This is a genomic window from Streptomyces sp. NPDC001904, assembly GCF_040297005.1.
Taxonomy (GTDB): Bacteria; Actinomycetota; Actinomycetes; order Streptomycetales; family Streptomycetaceae; genus Streptomyces.
The window spans coordinates 236986-254636 of the sequence record NZ_JBEOYI010000009.1 but is presented as its reverse complement, the minus strand read 5'-3'; the positions used below and the strand labels follow the sequence as shown (position 1 = coordinate 254636).

Genomic DNA, 17651 nt, shown 5'->3' with positions numbered 1-17651 from the left:
AGGAAGTCCGCTCCGACGGACGAGGCGGCCCTGAACACGCGAGGCCGCAGCGGCCAGGATCGGAGGCACCACCGGCCAAGGAGTCCGCATGAAGACGCTGATCGTCTACGCCCACCCCGAACCCACGTCCCTCAACGCCACGTTGAAGGAGCTCGCGGTCACCACACTGGAGGGTGCCGGTCACGAGGTGCGGGTGAGCGACCTGTACGCCATGGGCTGGAAGGCGGTGGTGGAGGCGGCGGACTACGGCCCCCATGCCTCCAGCCCGCTGAAGGTCGCCCGGGACTCCGGACGGGCCTTCGACGCCGGGGCCCTCACTCCTGACGTCCGTGCCGAACAGGAGAAGCTGCTGTGGGCGGACACGATCATCTTCCAGTTCCCGCTGTGGTGGTACTCGATGCCCGCGATCCTCAAGGGCTGGGTGGACCGGGTGTTCACCTTCCACTTCGCCTACGGCGTCGGGGAGCACAGCGACACCAAGTACGGCGAGCGCTTCGGCGAGGGCACCCTCGCCGGCCGCAGGGCCCTGCTCTCGGTGACCGCAGGCGGTCCGCAGTCCCACTACTCGTCCCGTGGCATCAACGGCCCCATCGAGGACCTGCTGTTCCCGATCCACCACGGCATCCTCTACTACCCGGGCATCGAGGTGCTCCCCCCGTTCGTGCTCTACGGGACCGACCGGATGACCGACCAGGACTACCCCGAGGTCGCCAAGGCGTGGGAGCACCGTCTGCTCAGCCTCGCGACGACCGAACCGATCGCCTTCCGGCGGCAGAACTTCGGCGACTACGAGATCCCCTCACTGCGGTTGAAGGAGGGGCTGGAGCCCGCGGGCCGTACCGGGTTCGGTCTGCACGTGCGCGGCTGACCGGCCGGGCGGCGACGGCGAGCTGTCCGGTCACGGCCGCAGCGAAGGGCGCCGCGGTTCCCCCTCCGTCTCCGGTGGCCGGGCTTTCGGCACCTGGGACCCCGCCCCGAACATCCACCGCGACAGCGCCACCCGCAGCCGCCGCGCGGCCGGCACCCGGCGGCGTACCCCGTGCTCGTCGGAGTCGGGGAGGGCCTCCAGCGCGGCGGGCTGCTCGTGCTGTGTCAGGCGGTGCAACTCGCCCTGCGACAGCGGTTCGTGGATCTCGACGTACTCCCCGTGCGGCAGCCGCTTGATCCGGCCCGTCTCACGGCCGTGCAGCACCTTGTCCCGGTCCCGCCGCTGGAGTCCGAGACAGATCCGCCGGGTCACGACGAACGCGAGGACCGGACCGGCGAACAGCGCCACCCGCGCGGTCCAGGTGATGGCGTTCACCGAGAGATGGAAGTGCGTGGCCCACAGGTCGTTGCCGCCGGCCGCCATCGCGACGAGGAAACCGGTCAGCCAGGCCACCCCGAGCGCGGTGCGCACCGGGCGGTTGCGCGGCCGGTCCAGCAGATGGTGCTCGCGCCGGTCGCCCGTGATCCACGCCTCCACGAACGGATACACCCCGATGAGCACCAGCCACAGCGGGAACGCCAGGAACGGCACGAGGACGCCGAGGGCGAGGGTGTGCCCGTCGAGCACGATCTCCCACCCGGGCATCACGCGCACCAGCCCCTCGGCGAACCCCAGGTACCAGTCGGGCTGCGCGCCCGTGGACACCTGGTCGGGGCGGTAGGGCCCGTACACCCAGACCGGGTTGACGGTCGCGACGGCGGCCATGGCCGCCACCACGCCGAAGACGAGGAAGAAGAAGCCGCCCGCCTTGGCCATGTAGACCGGGAAGAAGGGCTGGCCCACCACGTTGTCCTCGGTCTTTCCGGGGCCGGGGAACTGGGTGTGCTTGTGGTGGAAGACCAGGATCAGGTGGGTGACCACGAGCGCCGCCATGATGCCCGGCAGCAGCAGGACGTGGATCGAGTAGAAGCGGGCCACGATGTCGTGGCCCGGGAACTCGCCGCCGAAGAGGAAGAACGACAGGTACGTCCCGACGACCGGGACGGCCAGGGTCATCCCCTCGATGAGCCGCATCCCGGCGCCGGAGAGCAGATCGTCGGGCAGCGAGTAGCCCAGCAGCCCCTCGAACAGGGCGAGGAACAGCAGCAGCCAGCCGAACAGCCAGTTCAGCTCGCGCGGCTTGCGGAACGACCCCGTGAAGAAGTGCCGCATCATGTGCACGAACATCGCCGCCACGAAGATCAGCGCGGCCCAGTGGTGGATCTGGCGGATCAGCAGCCCGCCGCGCACGTCGAAGCTGATGTCGAGCGTCGAGGCGTACGCCTCCGACATCCGCACACCGCTCAGGGGCAGGTAACTGCCGTGGTACTCCACCTCGTTCATCGACGGATGGAAGAACAGCGTCAGATAGACGCCGGTCAGAATGAGAATGACGAAGGTGTAGAGGCAGATCTCGCCCAGCAGGAACGACCAGTGGTCGGGGAAGACCTTGCGCAGATACTTGCGGCCGAGTCCGTGGATCCCGAGCCGGCCGTCGGCCCAGTCCGCGACCCGCTCGCCCGCCGTCGCGTCCGTGCTCCCGCTCATCGTGAACCTCCCATGGGTGCTCACGAGAACGACGGGACGGCCGCCCCGTTCGTGACATCGGGAGGCCCCCTGTGACGTGTCACACAGGAAGCCGCCCGACGGCACGAACGACGCGGCCGCCCCGGCTCAACGCGCTGAGAGAGTGGTTCAGGCGCTCTTGATGGCGGAGATGTCGAAGTTCAGCTTGATCTTGTCGGAGACGAGTACGCCACCGGTCTCCAGCGCTGCGTTCCAGGTCAGGCCCCACTCCGAGCGCAGGATCTCGGCCTTGCCCTCGAAGCCGACGCGCTCGTTGCCGAACGGGTCCTTCGCCGAGCCGTTGAACTCCAGGTCGATGGAGAGCGGCTTCGTGGTGCCGAGGATCGTCAGGTCACCGGTGATGCGGTAGTCGTCGCCGCCCAGCGACTCGGCGGACGTCGAGCGGAACGTCATCGTCGGGAACTCGTCGATCTTGAAGAAGTCGGCGCTCTTCAGGTGGCCGTCACGGTCGGCGTTGCCGGTGTCGATGCTGGCCATTTGGACGTCGAAGTTCGCGGTGGACTTGGCCGGGTCCGAGCCGTCGAGGTGCAGTTCGCCGGTGAAGTCGGTGAAGCTGCCCTTCACGTTGGTCACCATCGCGTGCCGGGCGACGAAGCCGAGCGTGGTGTGCGCGGGGTCGACGGTGTAGTCGCCCGTGACGGCGCTCAGGTCCGGGCCGGCGGGCGCGGCGGCGGTGGTGGTCTCGGTGGTCTCGTTCTTGCGGCCGAAGATGCCCATGACGTGCTCCTTGGGGACGGGCGGCACGGGGTGCCGACGTGATGTTGAAGGTTGAACTTTCAACTGAGGACGACTCTAGCGCGGTGATGTTCAACTTTCAACATCAAACGCTGTGTGTCGCTCCGGTGACGTACGGGTGGGTGACCGATAGGAAAGTCCCGTTGACTCCATGTAGACATAAACGTCTCTATTGTGCGAGAAAGGCCGGTTTGGCGCGTGCTGCGGACGGGCGAGGTGGTGGAGCTCCGGGGCGGGCCGGAGGGCAGGCCGGTCTCCGCGGGGAGGTGGCGCGGCGGCAGGCCGCCGGGCGTGCTGCGCGCCCTCGCCGTCTTCGCGGCGGTCCGCGCCGTCGGCGTCGTCCTGGTGGCCCTCACCGACCTGCACGGCGGGCACCCGGCCACCCGGACGCTCACCCACGCCTGGGACGCCGTCTGGTACCTGCACATCGCCGAGCACGGCTACGGCGCCCGCGAGTACCTCTCCTCGTTCGGGACCGTGCAGACCGACTACGCGTTCTTCCCGCTCTTCCCCCTGCTGGCCCGAGGGGCCGACGCCGTCCTGCCGGGCGGCGCGGGACCGGCCGCGCTGCTCGTCGCGTGGGCCGCCGCCCTGGCCGCGGCCTGGGGCGTCTACGCCGTCGGCCACCGCCTGTACGGCACGGCGACGGCCACCTTCCTCGTCGTCCTGTGGGCGCTGCTGCCCCAGGCGGTCGTCCTCACCCTCGCCTACAGCGAGTCGCTGTTCGCCGCGCTCGCCGCCTGGGCGCTGTACGCGCTGCTCCGCAGGAACTGGCTGCTCGCCGGCGCCCTGGCCGCCCTCGCGGGCCTGACCCGGCCCACCGGCCTCGCCGTCGCCGCCGCGGTCGTCGTCACCGCCGGACGGGAACTCGTCCGGCGCCGTGGACGCGGCGCCGGGCCCTGGTGCGCGGTGCTGCTCGCCCCCGCGGGCTGGCTCGGCTACGTGCTGTGGGTCGGGGCGCGCACCGGGGACCTCCTGCACGGCTACTTCACCGTGCAGGACGCCTGGAAGTCGGGGCTCGACTTCGGCGCGAGTTCGCTGCGCTTCCTGCGGGTGCTGTTCCTGTACGGAGGCAAGGTCGTCTATCCGGTGTCCGTGCTGCTCGTCGCCGCCGCCGTGGTGCTGTTCTGCCTGCTCTGCCTGGAGCGCTCGCCCCGGACGGCCCTGCCGCTGCTGGTCTTCAGCGGGGTGCTGGTCCTGATGGTGCTGCTGCTCGGCGGCCCCTTCGCCTCCAAGCCGCGCTTCGTCCTGCCCGCCTTCCCGCTGCTCGTCCCGGTGGCCCGCACCATGGCGCGCGGCTGGCTGCGGAGCCGGGCCCGGGTGCTGGTGGTGACGGGGGCGCTGGCCTGTCTGGCGCTGCCGTACGGGGTGTGGGTGGCAGCGGTGGTGAAGACACCGCTGTGAGCGCGGCTCCGGTGGGGGCTGGTCGCGCAGTTCCCCGCGCCCCTGAGATGCGCACTGCGTGCGCCATCTCATCAAGAGAGGCGCGGCGAAGCCGCAGCCTCAAGGGGAAGGCTGCGCGCAGCGCATGCCTTCAGGGGCGCGGGGAACTGCGCGAGAAGCGGCCACCGGCCCGCACCCGAAGAACGACCCAACAGGGGGCGCGGGGAACTGCGCGACCGACCACGACGCGAGCCGCACTCGGCAGCAGGTCAGCGCCCGGCGAGACGCTCCATCAGCGCGGCCCCCCGAGACAACAACTCCCGCTCATCGGAGCTGAGTTCGACCTCGATCGCCTGCGCGAGCCAACCCGCCCGACGCCCCCGCTCCGCGTCCAGCGCGGCACGCCCGGCCTCGGTCAGCTCCACCAGCGACTTGCGTCCGTCGGTGGGATGCGCGCGGCGGGTGACGAGGCCCTGCTCCGTGAGCAGGCCGACGGCGCGGGCCATCGACTGCGGCCTGACCCGCTGATCGGCGGCGAGATCGCTGGTGGTCATGGCGCCGTCGCGGTCCAGCACGCCGAGCACGGCGACCTGGCCGTGCGGAATCAGGTCCTCGTGCTTCACGCGCCGGGTGAGCCGGCCCATCGCGGTACGCAGATCGGCGGCGACGGCAGCGGATTCCGGGGCAGACATGAGCGCACTTTACCCGGCGGTATCCAGTGAAACTGCGCACCTGACCTGCGCAGCACCACTGTTCAGCCAAGCTGTTCAGTAAAACTGCTCAGCTGAACTGTTCAGTCACGCTGTATAGTTTCGCCCTGTCGCGGCACGCGCCACCGTCGTCGCAGTAGGGCCGCGGCACGCAGCAACGGGAAGGACCTCCCATGCCCGAGATCGTCTCCGTCACCGCCCTCGCCGTCCTCGACAGCCGCGGCAACCCCACCGTCGAGGCCGACGTCACCCTGGCCGACGGATCGCAGGGCCGCGCGACCGTCCCCTCCGGCGCCTCCACCGGCGCCCGCGAAGCCGTCGAACTGCGCGACGGCGACCCCCGCCGCTGGCACGGCAAGGGCGTCGACCGAGCCGTGTCCCACGTCGAGGGCGAGATCGCCCGGGCCGTCATCGGCCGCGACGCCGACGACCAGGCGGGCCTGGACGCCGCCCTGATCGCCCTCGACGGCACCCCCGCCAAGTCCCGGCTCGGTGCCAACGCCCTGCTCGGCGTCTCCCTGGCCACCGCCAAGGCGGCCGCCGCCGCGCACGGGCTGCCGCTCTACCGTCACCTCGGCGGCCCCGACGCCCGCCTCCTCCCGATGCCGATGATGAACATCGTCAACGGCGGTGCCCACGCCGACAATCCGCTGGACTTCCAGGAGTTCATGATCGCGCCGATCGGCGCCCCGACCTTCGCCGAGGCCGTCCGGATGGGCTCCGAGGTCTTCCACACCCTGCGCCGCGACCTGCTCGCCGCCGGGCACTCCACGGGCGTCGGCGACGAAGGCGGCTTCGCGCCCGCGCTGCGCACCGCCGAGGAGGCGCTCGACTTCGTCATGGCGGCGATCGAGCGCGCCGGGTACCGGCCCGGCACGGACCTCGGCCTGATCATGGACCCCGCGTCGTCCGAGTTCCACCGCGACGGCGTCTACGCCTACCGGGGCGAGGGCGTCGAGCGCACCACGGCCCAGCAGGTCGACTACCTGGCCAAGCTGATCGACGCCTACCCGATCCTGTCCGTCGAGGACCCGATGGCGGAGGACGACCTCGACGGCTGGCGCGAGCTGACCGCCCGGGTGGGCGACCGCTGCCAGCTCACCGGCGACGACGTGTTCTGCACGGCCCCGGAACTGCTGCGCGAGGGCATCCGCACGGGCGTCGGCAACGCGGTACTGGTCAAGGTCAACCAGATCGGTACGTTGACGGAGGCGCTGGAGACGGTGGACATCGCCCACCGCGCGGGCTGGAAGGCCGTGATGTCGCACCGCTCGGGCGAGACCGAGGACACGACCATCGCCGATCTGGCGGTGGCGACCGGCTGCGGCCAGATCAAGACCGGCTCCCTCTCCCGCTCCGACCGCACCGCCAAGTACAACCGCCTGATCCGCATCGAACGCGAACTGGGCAGCGCCGCCGAGTACTGCGCCCCGTAAGGGGCGCGGGGAACTGCGCGAGAAGCCCCACCGAGCCGCAGACGCGTCTGTTCACCAACAGGGCGGACGCGTCCGCGGCTTGGACTAACCGGAACGGACAGTTGGACTCTCAACTCCATTACCGAGGCCACCCGTTGACCCGGAGGGCACCCCGCGGATACCCAGAACGACATGCCCCCAAGATCCCGAGCCCCCTACGTCCTGGCCCTCGCGGCCGTACTCGGAGCCACCCTCACCCCAGCGGCGAGCGCCAACGCGGCGGAGCCGGAAGGCACGGTCCTCACCAGCGCCCGGCTCAAGGTGACGGTCGCCGACGACTTCCCCCGCGTCCTGTCCTACGAGAACCGGGCCGACGGCGCCCGCCTCCTCGGCAGCACCCGGCCCGTCACCGAGGTCACCCTCAACGGCAAGCCGTACGCCACCGAGGTCGAGGCCGCACCGAAGGTCACCGGGTCCACGGCCGCGTACACGCTCACCTTCCCCGACCTGCCCGGCGTGGAGATCGACGCCACCCTCGGGGTCGCCGGCCGGACCACGACCTTCAGGATCACGGCGGTCCGCGACACGGGCGCCTTCCGTGTCGGGACCATCGACATCCCCGGGCAGGACCTCGTCTCGGTCGGCAGCGCGGACGGCGGCGCCGAGACGGCGTTCACCAAGCTCGACCCGGACTCCACCCGCACGGCCGACGTCTTCGGCAAGGTCACCGCCGGCACCCCGGCCGAGACGTCGGCGACCGGCGCCTCGTACGCGATCGTCAACACCGGGAAGCTGGCCGCGGCCGTCGAGTCCAACTCCACGTACGACAAGCCGAGCGGCGCGACCGGCGGCGACGACGCCCGGTTCTGGCACCAGGCCCGCAAGGACGCCGACGGCTCCACCCGCGTCGGCGTGTGGTCGGGACAGTGGACCTACCGCGGCGCCGGATCCCCGGCCCACGCCACCGGCACGGACCTCCCGTGGGCCAAGGTCGTCGTCACCCCCGACGCCAACGGCGACGACACCGTCGACTGGCAGGACGGCGCCGTCGCCTTCCGCACCATCGGCATCGAGCCGCAGGGCGGCGAGGACACCGCGGACCGGGTCGTCACCCACATCCCGTTCAACTTCGCCAGCCAGGCCCAGCACCCGTTCCTGCGCACCCTCGACGACGTCAAGCGGATCTCGCTGGCCACCGACGACCTGGGCCAGTTCGCGCTGCTCAAGGGATACGCGTCCGAGGGCCACGACTCCGCCCATCCCGACTACGGCGGCAACTACAACGAGCGGGCCGGCGGCCTGAAGGACCTCAACAAGCTGCTGAGGACCGGCAAGAAGTACGGCGCCGAGTTCGGCGTCCACGTCAACGCCACCGAGGCGTACCCGGTCGCCAAGCACTTCAACGACGACCTGATCGACCCGAAGTCCCCGGGCTGGAACTGGCTCGACCAGAGCTACTACATCGACCAGCGCCGCGACATCGACAGCGGCGACCTCGCCGCCCGCTTCAAGCAGCTGCGCGACGAGACCGACAAGAACCTCACCACGGTCTACGTCGACGTGTACTACACCCACGGCTGGATCGCCGAGCAGACCGCCAGGGCCATCAACGGCCAGGGCTTCCACCTGGCCACCGAGTGGGCCGACAAGTTCGAGCGGCAGTCCCTGTGGTCGCACTGGGCCAACGACCTCGACTACGGCGGCGCCACCAACAAGGGCCTCAACTCCAAGATCATCCGGTTCATCCGCAACAGCGAGAAGGACGTCTGGAACAACGATCCCGTCCTCGGCCAGAGCGCCCTCGTCGACTTCGAGGGCTGGACCGGCGAGAACGACTGGAACGACTTCTACGCCAACGTCTGGCAGCGCGACCTGCCCGCCAAGTACCTCCAGCACCAGAAGATCACCCGCTGGGACGGCGACGACATCACCTTCACCGGCGGCCTGCGCGGCACCGTCGAGGACGGCCGGCGCACCTTCTACGACCACGGCCGCAAGGTCCTGGACGGCGACCGCTACCTGCTCCCGTGGTCCGCGAAGGACGGCGACCAGAAGCTGTACCACTACAACAAGCAGGGCGGCACCAGCAGTTGGGCCGTGGCTCCCGGTGCGTACAGCGTCTACAAGCTCACCGACAACGGCCGGGTGAAGACCGGCACCGTCCGCACCGGCGCCGACGGCAGGATCACGCTGAAGGCCGCCGCCGGACAGCCCTACGTCCTCTACCCGGCCGGTGACACCCCCCGCGCCGCCGACCCCGCCTGGGGCGAGGGCACCGGCGTCAAGGACCCCGGCTTCAACGACGCCCGCCTCGGGGGCTGGGACAGGACCGGCTCCGTCGCCCGTGACACCGACGGCAACGGCCGCAACAGCGCCGCCCTCACCGGCAAGGGCGCCGCCTCGGTGGCCCAGCGCGTCACCGGGCTCGCGCCCGGCAAGCGCTACACCGCCTCCGCCTGGGTCGAGGTCGAGCCGGGAGCCTCCCGGCACACGACCCTGAGCGCGGGCGGCGCGTCCGCCGCGATCGACCGGTCCACCCTCCCCGACACCATGGCGGCCAGCGACTGGCACGGCACGAACATGCAGCGGATGAAGGTCAACTTCACGGCGGACCGGAAGGGTTCGGCGACCCTGCGCGTCGCGACGGCCGCCGACGACGGCGCCGCCACGGTCCGCGTCGACGACGTACGGATCGTACGCAACGCCCCGGCCACCGAGCCCGGCACCGTCGTGCACGAGGACTTCGAGGACGTCGACCAGGGCTGGGGCCCCTTCGACAAGGGCGACGCGGGCGGCGTCACCGACCCGCGCACCCACATCGCGCAGAAGAACGCCCCGTACACCCAGGCCGGCTGGAACGGGAAGCTGGTCGACGACGTCATCGGCGGCGGCGAGTCCCTGAAGTCGCACGAGGAGAACGACGGCGTCGTCTACCGCACCTCGCCCGCGTCCGTGCCCATGAAGGACGGCCACGCCTACCGGGTCGACTTCGCCTACCAGTCCAGCCACGCCGGTGCCTACCAGTGGATCAGCGGCTACGACCGGGGCGACGACGCCGTGGGGACCGCCGCCGAACCGATCGGACAGCAGCGCACCACCGGCCGCTTCACCACCACCGTCACCGCAGGCTGCGGCGACACCTGGACCGGCCTGCGCAAGCTGCCCGGCGCCCCGGACGGCGCGGACTTCGTGCTCGACGACTTCACCGTGACCGACCTCGGCCCGGCGAAGGAACCGGCCGCCTGCGGCACGCTCGCCCTCAAGGCGGGGGAGACCCTCGAACCGGGCAGGCCCAACAAGGTCGAGGCCACCTTCACCAACTACGAGAAGGACCGGGCCGAGGACGTGTCCGTCACCCTCGACCTGCCGCAGGGGTGGAAGGCCGAGCCCAGCGGCCCGGCCGGCCTCGACCCGGTCGCCCCCGGCGCCCGCGCCACCGCGACCTGGCAGGTCACCCCGCCGGTCGATGCCGCATACGAGTCCTACGACCTGACGGCGAAGGCGGCGTACACGGTCGCGGGCACCGCGCGCACCCTCACCGCGCGCACCACCGCCCGCACCCTCCCGCCGCCGCCCACCACGGACACGTACGCGAGCGACCTGGACTGGACCTCGGCGGAGAACGGCTGGGGCCCGGTCGAGAAGGACCAGTCCGTCGGTGAACAGGGCCAGGGCGACGGCACCCCGCTGAAGATCGGCGGCACCCCGTACGCCAAGGGCCTCGGCACCCACGCCCCCGCCGAGGTGCGCTACTACCTCGGCGGGCGGTGCACCTCCTTCACGGCAGAGGTCGGCGTCGACGACGTCCAGACCAGCCGCGGAAGTGTGCGATTCTCGGTGGCGGCCGACGGCACGGAGAAGACGGCCTCACCCGTCCTCAAGGCCGCCGACCCGGCCTGGTCGCTCTCGGCCGACGTCACCGGCGCCCAGTACGTCGACCTGATCGTCGGGGACGGCGGCGACGGCAACGGCAACGACCACGCCGACTGGGGAGCGGCCCGCTTCCATTGCGGCGGGTGAAAAGCTGAGTGAACAGTTGGATGACGTGACGGGCGTCTCACCGCGCCCCTTTGTATGACCCCCACAACCCGATGGGGCCCTGAGCAGTGACTTTGGCTGCATGTCGGAACCGTTCTGTTCGGGGCTACCAGGAAAACGGGCCGGAGACTGTACAGAGTCGACGGCCCGTTTTCCTTGGTCGGCTTCGTAAGGTCGCTACATGACCGTTTTGGACGACACCGCCTCGAACCCCGGGGACGAGCCCACCGACGCCCGCGGGCGCACGGCCGAGCTGCACGCGATCCGCGCACAGGCCCTGGCCGGTCCCAGCGACAAGGCGACCGAGGCCCAGCACGCCAAGGGCAAGCTCACCGCGCGCGAGCGCATCGAGCTGCTCCTCGACGAGGGGTCGTTCAACGAGGTCGAGCAGCTGCGCCGGCACCGCGCCGTCGGCTTCGGCCTGGAGGCCAAGAAGCCCTACACCGACGGTGTCATCACCGGCTGGGGCACGGTCGAGGGCCGCACGGTCTTCGTCTACGCGCACGACTTCCGGATCTTCGGCGGCGCGCTGGGCGAGGCCCACGCCGCGAAGATCCACAAGATCATGGACATGGCCATCGCGGCCGGTGCCCCGCTGGTGTCGCTGAACGACGGCGCGGGCGCCCGCATCCAGGAGGGCGTCTCGGCGCTCGCCGGGTACGGCGGCATCTTCCAGCGCAACACCAAGGCCTCGGGCGTCATCCCGCAGATCAGCGTGATGCTCGGCCCGTGCGCCGGCGGCGCCGCGTACTCGCCCGCCCTCACGGACTTCGTCTTCATGGTCCGCGAGACCTCGCAGATGTTCATCACCGGCCCGGACGTCGTCAAGGCGGTCACCGGCGAGAACATCACGCAGAACGGGCTGGGCGGCGCCGACGTCCACGCCGAGACCAGCGGTGTCTGCCACTTCGCCTACGACGACGAAGAGACCTGCATCGCCGAGGTCCGCTACCTGATCTCGCTGCTCCCGCAGAACAACCGGGAGAACCCGCCGACGGTGGAGTCCGACGACCCGGCGGACCGCCGCTCGGACGTCCTGCTCGACCTGGTCCCGGCCGACGGCAACCGCCCGTACGACATGACCAAGGTCATCGAGGAGCTCGTCGACGACGGCGACTACCTGGAGGTCCACGAGCGCTGGGCGCGCAACATCATCTGCGCCCTGGCCCGGCTCGACGGCCAGGTCGTGGGCATCGTCGCCAACCAGCCGCAGTCCCTCGCGGGCGTCCTGGACATCGAGGCATCCGAAAAAGCTGCCCGATTCGTGCAGATGTGCGACGCTTTTAATATCCCGATCGTGACCCTCCTCGACGTCCCGGGGTTCCTCCCCGGCGTCGACCAGGAGCACGGCGGGATCATCCGCCACGGCGCGAAGCTGCTGTACGCGTACTGCAACGCCACCGTCCCGCGGATCTCCCTGATTCTCCGCAAGGCGTACGGAGGTGCCTACATCGTCATGGACTCGCAGTCCATCGGCGCCGACCTCACCTACGCCTGGCCCACCAACGAGATCGCGGTGATGGGCGCCGAGGGCGCGGCCAACGTGATCTTCCGCCGGCAGATCGCCGACGCCGAGGACCCCGACGCCATGCGCCAGAAGATGGTCAAGGAGTACAAGGCCGAACTGATGCACCCGTACTACGCGGCCGAGCGCGGCCTGGTCGACGACGTCATCGACCCCGCCGAGACCCGCGAGGTGCTCATCAAGTCCCTGGCCATGCTGCGCACCAAGCACGCCGACCTGCCGTCCCGCAAGCACGGCAACCCGCCGCAGTAGCGGCCCCCAGTCCTAGGAGACCTGCCCCATGTCCATGCCCGACATCCGCGTAGAGAAGGGCAACGCCGAGCCCGAAGAGGTCGCGGCCATCACCGCCCTCCTGGTCGCTCGCGCCGCCGCCCAGCCGTCCGCGCCCGCGGCCGCCCGCCAGTCCCGCGCCGGCTGGCGCCGCCTGGAGCGCCAGCACGGGTTCCGCGCCCCGCACTCCTGGCAGGGCTAGCCCGCCCGGCCCGCACGGCCACCACGACACGACGTGAGCCCCGTCCTTCAGGACGGGGCTCACGTCGTGTCCGTCTTTCAGGGGGTCAGTCGAACTCGCCCTCCAGCGCCCCGAGTTTGAACGCCTCCCACTCGTGTGCGGTGAAGCGCAGGACGGGGGCGTGGGGCGCGGCCGGGTTGCGCATGGCCACCGCTCCGTCGCCGAGCGAGGCGACCTCCACCGGGCTGCCGGAGGCGTCTCCCGGGGCTCTCAGCCATTCGGCACCGGAGAGATCGAGAGCGTAGAGCCGTTCTTTCTCGATGTCCGGATCCATACGTGTACTCATAGCGGAAGAACTCCTGAGTTGACGCTTGAAATGAATGCGTCCCAAGAGGGTGAATCGAAGACGATCGCGCCGAACTCGCGATGTTTCGTGTCCCGGACCGCGCAGCGGTTCCCGGTGAGTTTCGCGTGTTCCACGCAGCCGTTGGACGCGCCACTGAACGTGCTTTTGTGCCAGGCTGCCGACCCGATCTCGCGGAGCGAGGCGGTGGGTGCGGAAGTGGGGGACATCATGATTCGCTCTCTTGCTTGATTCGGTCACTGAGGTACCGGCGTGACTCTGCCGGAGAGAGCGCGGCCGCCGTCAGGTCGTCCCACGCCTTGGTGTAAGTCTCCACGTCAGGTCGCTGCTCAAGGAGCGTGCCGCCGGTCATGTGCTCCAGCCATGCCACTTGTACGGGCGGTTCGCCGCGCATGGTGAAGAGCGTATAGGGAGCGTACTGGGAGAGTGGAAGAGCGATGTCCAATGGCAGGATCTGAATGGTGACATTGGGCAACTCGCCGGTCTCCATGAGGTGCTCGAACTGCTCACGGATCAGGGTCCGCGGACCGGGGATACGGTGCAGTGCGGGCGTGTCGATGACCACTCTCAAACGGAATTCGTTCGTTCCGCCGAGCAGATCCTTGCGTCTCATCCGGGTCTTCACAAGAGGTTCCACGTAATCCGTGTCGGCTCCTGCGGTGAATATCTCGCGCATATATGCCTCGGTCTGCAGAAGACCAGGAAGAACCGAGGGTTCGAAGGAGCGGACGAGCGAGGAATCAGCCTCCAGGGTGAGGTAGTCGCGCAGGTCGTCACTCAATAGGGGGCCCTGGCCGGACCACCAGTCCACCTTGTGGACGTCCCGGGCCAGTCGCTTGAGGTTGGCCCGCTGGCGCTCGTCCGTGACGCCGTAGAGGTTGAGCAGGGTCGTCAGGTCGAGCTGGCGGATGCCGCGTTTGCCGGTCTCGATCTGACTGATCTTCGGCTGCCCGCACTCCAGTGCCAGGGCTGCGTCGTTGACCTTCAGGCCGGCTTCATTGCGCAGCCGCCGCAGTTCTGCTCCGAGCCGGCGGCTGCGCATCGTGGGCATCTCGCTCTGGGACATGGCCACATGATGTCCCGCCCCCTCGGGCCACACAACTGTCATATGCAATCCCTTCGCACCGGCAAGGTACTCGCACGTAATACTTGCCTAGGGCATAGTTTCGGCGCCATGCTGGTGAGGCAACGCCTGTTGTCCGCAAGCGAGTTGACCGCCGATGAACCCCCGGAGGGGTAATGCCGGACCAGCCGACGGATGAGATCGAGCTGTTGGACATGCTCGATCGGCCGTGCGCGATCCGTATGGAGTACAGCCCGCACCGTCTGGAGCAGATCCGCAGAATCGTGGGCGCCTGCCTGCGCTCCTGGGGACTTCACAAGCTCGTGCACGACACGTCGTTCGTGGCCACGGAGCTGTGCAGCAATGTGCGGCACTGCGACGACAGCACCTTCGACTTCGTCATCAGCCGGACCGCCGAGGGCGTGCGCCTCGAGGTGGCGGACACGTCCCCCGAGATGGTCCCCGTGCCCACGGAGCCCCCGGACTTCTTCCAGACCGGCGGACGGGGCCTGTTCCTGGTCGCCGCCCACGCCTCGGCCTTCGGCATGACACCGACCCCCACCGGAAAGGTGGTCTGGGCCGAGCTGGGCCTCGGGGACGCGGAGGCGGACGGCTGCGACTGATGGCGTAGCGGCCGGCTCACCGGCCCCCCGCAGGAGACCGGGTGTCGCCCTGGTCGCCGTCCTCACGGACGGCGGCCAGGGCGACACCCTTCTGCTTCTGTGCGTGGTCATTCGTATCCTCTGTGTGGTCGAGCGCGGACGTGCGTGGGTGCCGCCTCCGGCGCGGACCGCACGGGCGGCCGGGACGGGCAGGCGGGCACGGACGGGCGGGGCCCGTCGAACGGGACCGGAACGGGGCGTGTGCGGCCCGCAGGGCGGGCGGCGCGGGGCCACGAGGCTGTCCCGTACGGGTGGCGGCCGTCGAACGGGCTCCGCTCCGCGGTGAGTTCGCGGCGGCGGGGAGGCCGGCGGCTGCCGTGCTGCGCCGGGGACCTGGGCGCCGGGTCCGCGCGAGGCGGACGTCGCTGAAGGGGCTCGGCGCGCCGGGTGGGCGGCCAGAAGGCCCGAAGGACGGTCAGGGGCGCGTCGCCGGGGCAGGGGCGGCGCGGGACCGGTCGATGCGCGGGCGGGGATCGGGGCCCGGCCGCGCGGGTGGTGCTAGGTGTGCGCGGTCTCCGTCACGAGACCGGAGAGCTTGCGGATGCCGCGGTGGGCGGCGGTGCGGACGGCGCCGACCCGCTTGCCGAGGATCTCGGCCGCGCGCTTGGCGTCGAGTCCGACGACGGCCAGCAGGATGACGGCCTCGGCCTGCTGTCGCGGCAGCTGGGCCACGAGGGCGAGGGCGCGCTCGGTGCCCAGGGTGTCCAGGGCCTGCGTCGGGGTGTCGTCGGGCGCGGGCCGCTCCTGGACCGTGCTCAGGTCGCCCAGGGCCTCGGGCCGGCGCTTGTGCCAGCGGACGTGGTCCAGCGCCCGGTTGCGCACGATCCTGCTGCACCAGCCGTGGAAGCCGGCTCCGTCACCCCGGAACTTGTGGAGATCCCGGGCGATCTGCAGCCAGCTGTCCGACAGGACGTCCTCGGCCTCCGTCGCGCCCACCAGGGCCCGTCCGTAGGCGAGGAGCCGTGGATGCAGCGTCTGGTAGACGGTGCGAAAGGCCCGTTCGTCCCCCTTCTGTGCCTGCTGGACCGCGTCGTGCAGGAGGCAGCACTCCGCCTCGCGGATGGTCGTCTTCGCCGCTCCCTGCCGGGTACTAGGAGGCCGTTCGGATCGCGCGACCACGGCACCGACTCTGGTGACCGTGGCGCCCGAGTAGGACAAGCTCATCGGATGGCTCCGCTTCCTGCTCAGTTCGCCCTGAGGCGGGCGGGCGCGATACATCGTCCCGCCCCCATGAGGTGAGCGCGAGAGCGCGCGAAAACATCACAGCGGCAGGTATGTGTATTCGGTCAGTTCTGCCCGGCGGACATCTCGCCTGAACTCCACCTATAACCAAAGGTGTTACTGCGCGTACTCACTGCTACCAGCGGCGCGACACTTGTGGCAACCGTGCGCAGGGAGGCTGTGAACGCTCGTGCAGCATGGCCGAGAAGCAGAGGAAGGGCCTCCGGAAACCGTCGGGACGCGGGAACGACGACGCCCCGCCGGCAGGAACCGGCGGGGCGAAGGCGGTGGCGGGAGCGGCGTACGGCTAGCGCAGCCGCGCCATGAGCGCGTGCTCGACGAGCGTGATCAGCGTCGACTTGGCGTCCGCGCGGTGCCGGGCGTCCGTCGTGATGATCGGGGTGTCCGGGCCGATCTGCAGCGCCTCGCGCACCTCGTCCGGGTTGTACGGCTGGCTGCCGTCGAAGCCGTTGAGGGCGATGACGAAGGGCAGGCCGGAGTTCTCGAAGTAGTCGACGGCGGGGAAGCAGTCGGCGAGGCGGCGGGTGTCGACGAGGACGACGGCGCCGATGGCGCCGCGGACCAGGTCGTCCCACATGAACCAGAAGCGGTCCTGGCCCGGGGTGCCGAACAGGTACAGGATCAGGTCCTGGTCGAGCGTGATGCGGCCGAAGTCCATGGCGACCGTGGTGGTCGTCTTGTCCCCGGTGTGCGTCAGGTCGTCGATCCCCGCACTGGCCGAGGTCATCACGGCTTCGGTGCGCAGCGGGTTGATCTCCGACACGGCGCCGACGAAGGTCGTCTTGCCGACGCCGAAACCGCCCGCCACCACGATCTTCGCGGACGTGGTGGAACGACTTGGAGTTGCCGGCCCTCCGCTAGAGCTTGCGAAGTCCACTGAGCACCCTTTCGAGCAATGTCACGTCTGGCTGACCGCCGGCGCTCTCGTCGCCGCCGGGCTGATGGATGGCGACCAGGCCCGCCTCCGCGAGGTCCGCGACGAGAATCCTGGCCACGCCGAGAGGGATCGTGAGGAGGGCCGAGATTTCGGCCACCGACTTGATCTCCCGGCACAGGTTGCAGATCCGCTGGTGCTCGGGCAGTTGGCCCTGCAACTGGTGCGGCTGCGCGGTGGTGTGCACCAGCGCCTCGATGGCGAGCTGGTATCGCGGCCTGGTGCGGCCGCCCGTCATGGCATACGGGCGCACCAGGGGATTGTTCTTCGCAGGGGGTGCGGGATTCGCGTCGGGGCGCGGCTGCGGCTGCACGGGCTGGATGCGCGGCGCCGACGGCTGGTCGTAGGGACCGGGCTGCCGGGTCGGCCGGGCGTGGCTCGGCGTGGAGGGGAAGTTGTACCGGTTCTGCGACCCGTCGTCGTGACCGTGACCGCGCGTGCCGGCCTGACCCTGGGCAGGGCCGTAGGGCGGCCAATTGGCCGACGAACCGCTCGGCGGTGTTGCTGAACCAGACACGTACTTCCTCCTCCGACTGCGCTGGGCACCATCACTGTGGAGCCGCGTCCCGAAACCT

Annotated in this window: 16 protein-coding genes; 7 read left to right on the top strand and 9 right to left on the bottom strand. The window is 70.2% G+C overall.

The features are described from left to right. Window positions 1–88: 88 nt before the first annotated feature. Complete coding sequence (locus ABT127_RS17875; RefSeq protein ID WP_351450448.1) at window positions 89–868, top strand: NAD(P)H-dependent oxidoreductase; 780 nt, start codon at window positions 89–91, stop codon at window positions 866–868. 30 nt (window positions 869–898) lie between these two features. Here ABT127_RS17875 and qcrB read toward each other — a convergent pair whose 3' ends face one another. Both qcrB and ABT127_RS17865 read right to left on the bottom strand, forming a co-directional pair. After that, window positions 899–2515, bottom strand: a complete 1617-nt coding sequence (gene qcrB, locus ABT127_RS17870) for a cytochrome bc1 complex cytochrome b subunit (protein ID WP_351450445.1) — start codon at window positions 2513–2515, stop codon at window positions 899–901. A 147-nt stretch (window positions 2516–2662) separates the two neighbouring features. Further along, window positions 2663–3271, bottom strand: coding sequence for a YceI family protein (locus tag ABT127_RS17865; RefSeq protein ID WP_351450442.1), 609 nt, complete (start codon window positions 3269–3271; stop codon window positions 2663–2665). Between the two features lie 234 nt (window positions 3272–3505). On the opposite strand from ABT127_RS17865, the gene ABT127_RS17860 reads away from it, so the two are divergent. Beyond that, the gene (locus ABT127_RS17860) at window positions 3506–4693 is read left to right on the top strand and encodes a hypothetical protein (RefSeq protein ID WP_351450439.1); all 1188 of its coding nucleotides are present in this window, start codon (window positions 3506–3508) and stop codon (window positions 4691–4693) included. 248 nt (window positions 4694–4941) lie between these two features. Here the strand turns inward: ABT127_RS17860 and ABT127_RS17855 are convergent, their stop codons facing one another. Then, on the bottom strand, window positions 4942–5364 hold the full coding sequence (locus ABT127_RS17855; protein WP_351450436.1) for a MarR family winged helix-turn-helix transcriptional regulator: 423 nt from the start codon (window positions 5362–5364) through the stop codon (window positions 4942–4944). Between the two features lie 191 nt (window positions 5365–5555). Here ABT127_RS17855 and eno point away from each other — a divergent pair, with 191 nt between their 5' ends. The 4 genes from eno to ABT127_RS17835 all read left to right on the top strand — a co-directional run bounded on the left by eno (window position 5556) and on the right by ABT127_RS17835 (window position 12832). Next, on the top strand, window positions 5556–6818 hold the full coding sequence (eno, locus tag ABT127_RS17850) for a phosphopyruvate hydratase (protein WP_351450433.1): 1263 nt from the start codon (window positions 5556–5558) through the stop codon (window positions 6816–6818). Window positions 6819–6989: 171 nt separating this feature from the next. Beyond that, window positions 6990–10817, top strand: a complete 3828-nt coding sequence (locus ABT127_RS17845) for an endo-alpha-N-acetylgalactosaminidase family protein (RefSeq protein ID WP_351450430.1) — start codon at window positions 6990–6992, stop codon at window positions 10815–10817. A gap of 199 nt (window positions 10818–11016) precedes the next feature. Beyond that, window positions 11017–12612 carry an acyl-CoA carboxylase subunit beta gene (locus ABT127_RS17840; protein WP_351450427.1) on the top strand — a complete coding sequence of 532 codons (1596 nt, stop codon included), beginning with the start codon at window positions 11017–11019 and terminating at the stop codon, window positions 12610–12612. A 28-nt stretch (window positions 12613–12640) separates the two neighbouring features. Further along, the gene (locus ABT127_RS17835) at window positions 12641–12832 is read left to right on the top strand and encodes an acyl-CoA carboxylase subunit epsilon (RefSeq protein ID WP_351450424.1); all 192 of its coding nucleotides are present in this window, start codon (window positions 12641–12643) and stop codon (window positions 12830–12832) included. An 85-nt stretch (window positions 12833–12917) separates the two neighbouring features. Here the strand turns inward: ABT127_RS17835 and ABT127_RS17830 are convergent, their stop codons facing one another. The 3 genes from ABT127_RS17830 to ABT127_RS17820 are packed head-to-tail and all read right to left on the bottom strand — an operon-like array spanning window position 12918 to window position 14241. Beyond that, entirely contained in the window at window positions 12918–13157 is a 240-nt protein-coding gene (locus ABT127_RS17830) for a DUF397 domain-containing protein (RefSeq protein ID WP_351450422.1), read from the bottom strand. Continuing rightward, window positions 13154–13384 (bottom strand): DUF397 domain-containing protein, encoded by a 231-nt coding sequence (locus tag ABT127_RS17825; RefSeq protein ID WP_351450586.1) that lies wholly within the window; start codon window positions 13382–13384, stop codon window positions 13154–13156. The genes ABT127_RS17830 and ABT127_RS17825 overlap by 4 nt, the downstream gene beginning before the upstream one ends. After that, entirely contained in the window at window positions 13384–14241 is an 858-nt protein-coding gene (locus tag ABT127_RS17820; RefSeq protein WP_351450419.1) for a helix-turn-helix domain-containing protein, read from the bottom strand. The genes ABT127_RS17825 and ABT127_RS17820 overlap by 1 nt, the downstream gene beginning before the upstream one ends. A 173-nt stretch (window positions 14242–14414) precedes the next feature. Between ABT127_RS17820 and ABT127_RS17815 the strand changes: the two genes are divergently transcribed. After that, on the top strand, window positions 14415–14861 hold the full coding sequence (locus ABT127_RS17815) for an ATP-binding protein (protein WP_351450416.1): 447 nt from the start codon (window positions 14415–14417) through the stop codon (window positions 14859–14861). A 537-nt stretch (window positions 14862–15398) separates the two neighbouring features. Here ABT127_RS17815 and ABT127_RS17810 read toward each other — a convergent pair. The 3 genes from ABT127_RS17810 to ABT127_RS17800 all read right to left on the bottom strand — a co-directional run bounded on the left by ABT127_RS17810 (window position 15399) and on the right by ABT127_RS17800 (window position 17593). Beyond that, window positions 15399–16064: an RNA polymerase sigma factor gene (locus tag ABT127_RS17810; RefSeq protein WP_351450413.1), complete on the bottom strand. Its 666-nt coding sequence runs from the start codon at window positions 16062–16064 to the stop codon at window positions 15399–15401. Between the two features lie 364 nt (window positions 16065–16428). Further along, complete coding sequence (locus ABT127_RS17805; protein WP_111668156.1) at window positions 16429–17019, bottom strand: GTP-binding protein; 591 nt, start codon at window positions 17017–17019, stop codon at window positions 16429–16431. Further along, window positions 17000–17593 (bottom strand): DUF742 domain-containing protein, encoded by a 594-nt coding sequence (locus ABT127_RS17800; RefSeq protein WP_351450409.1) that lies wholly within the window; start codon window positions 17591–17593, stop codon window positions 17000–17002. The genes ABT127_RS17805 and ABT127_RS17800 overlap by 20 nt, the downstream gene beginning before the upstream one ends. Window positions 17594–17651: the final 58 nt, after the last annotated feature.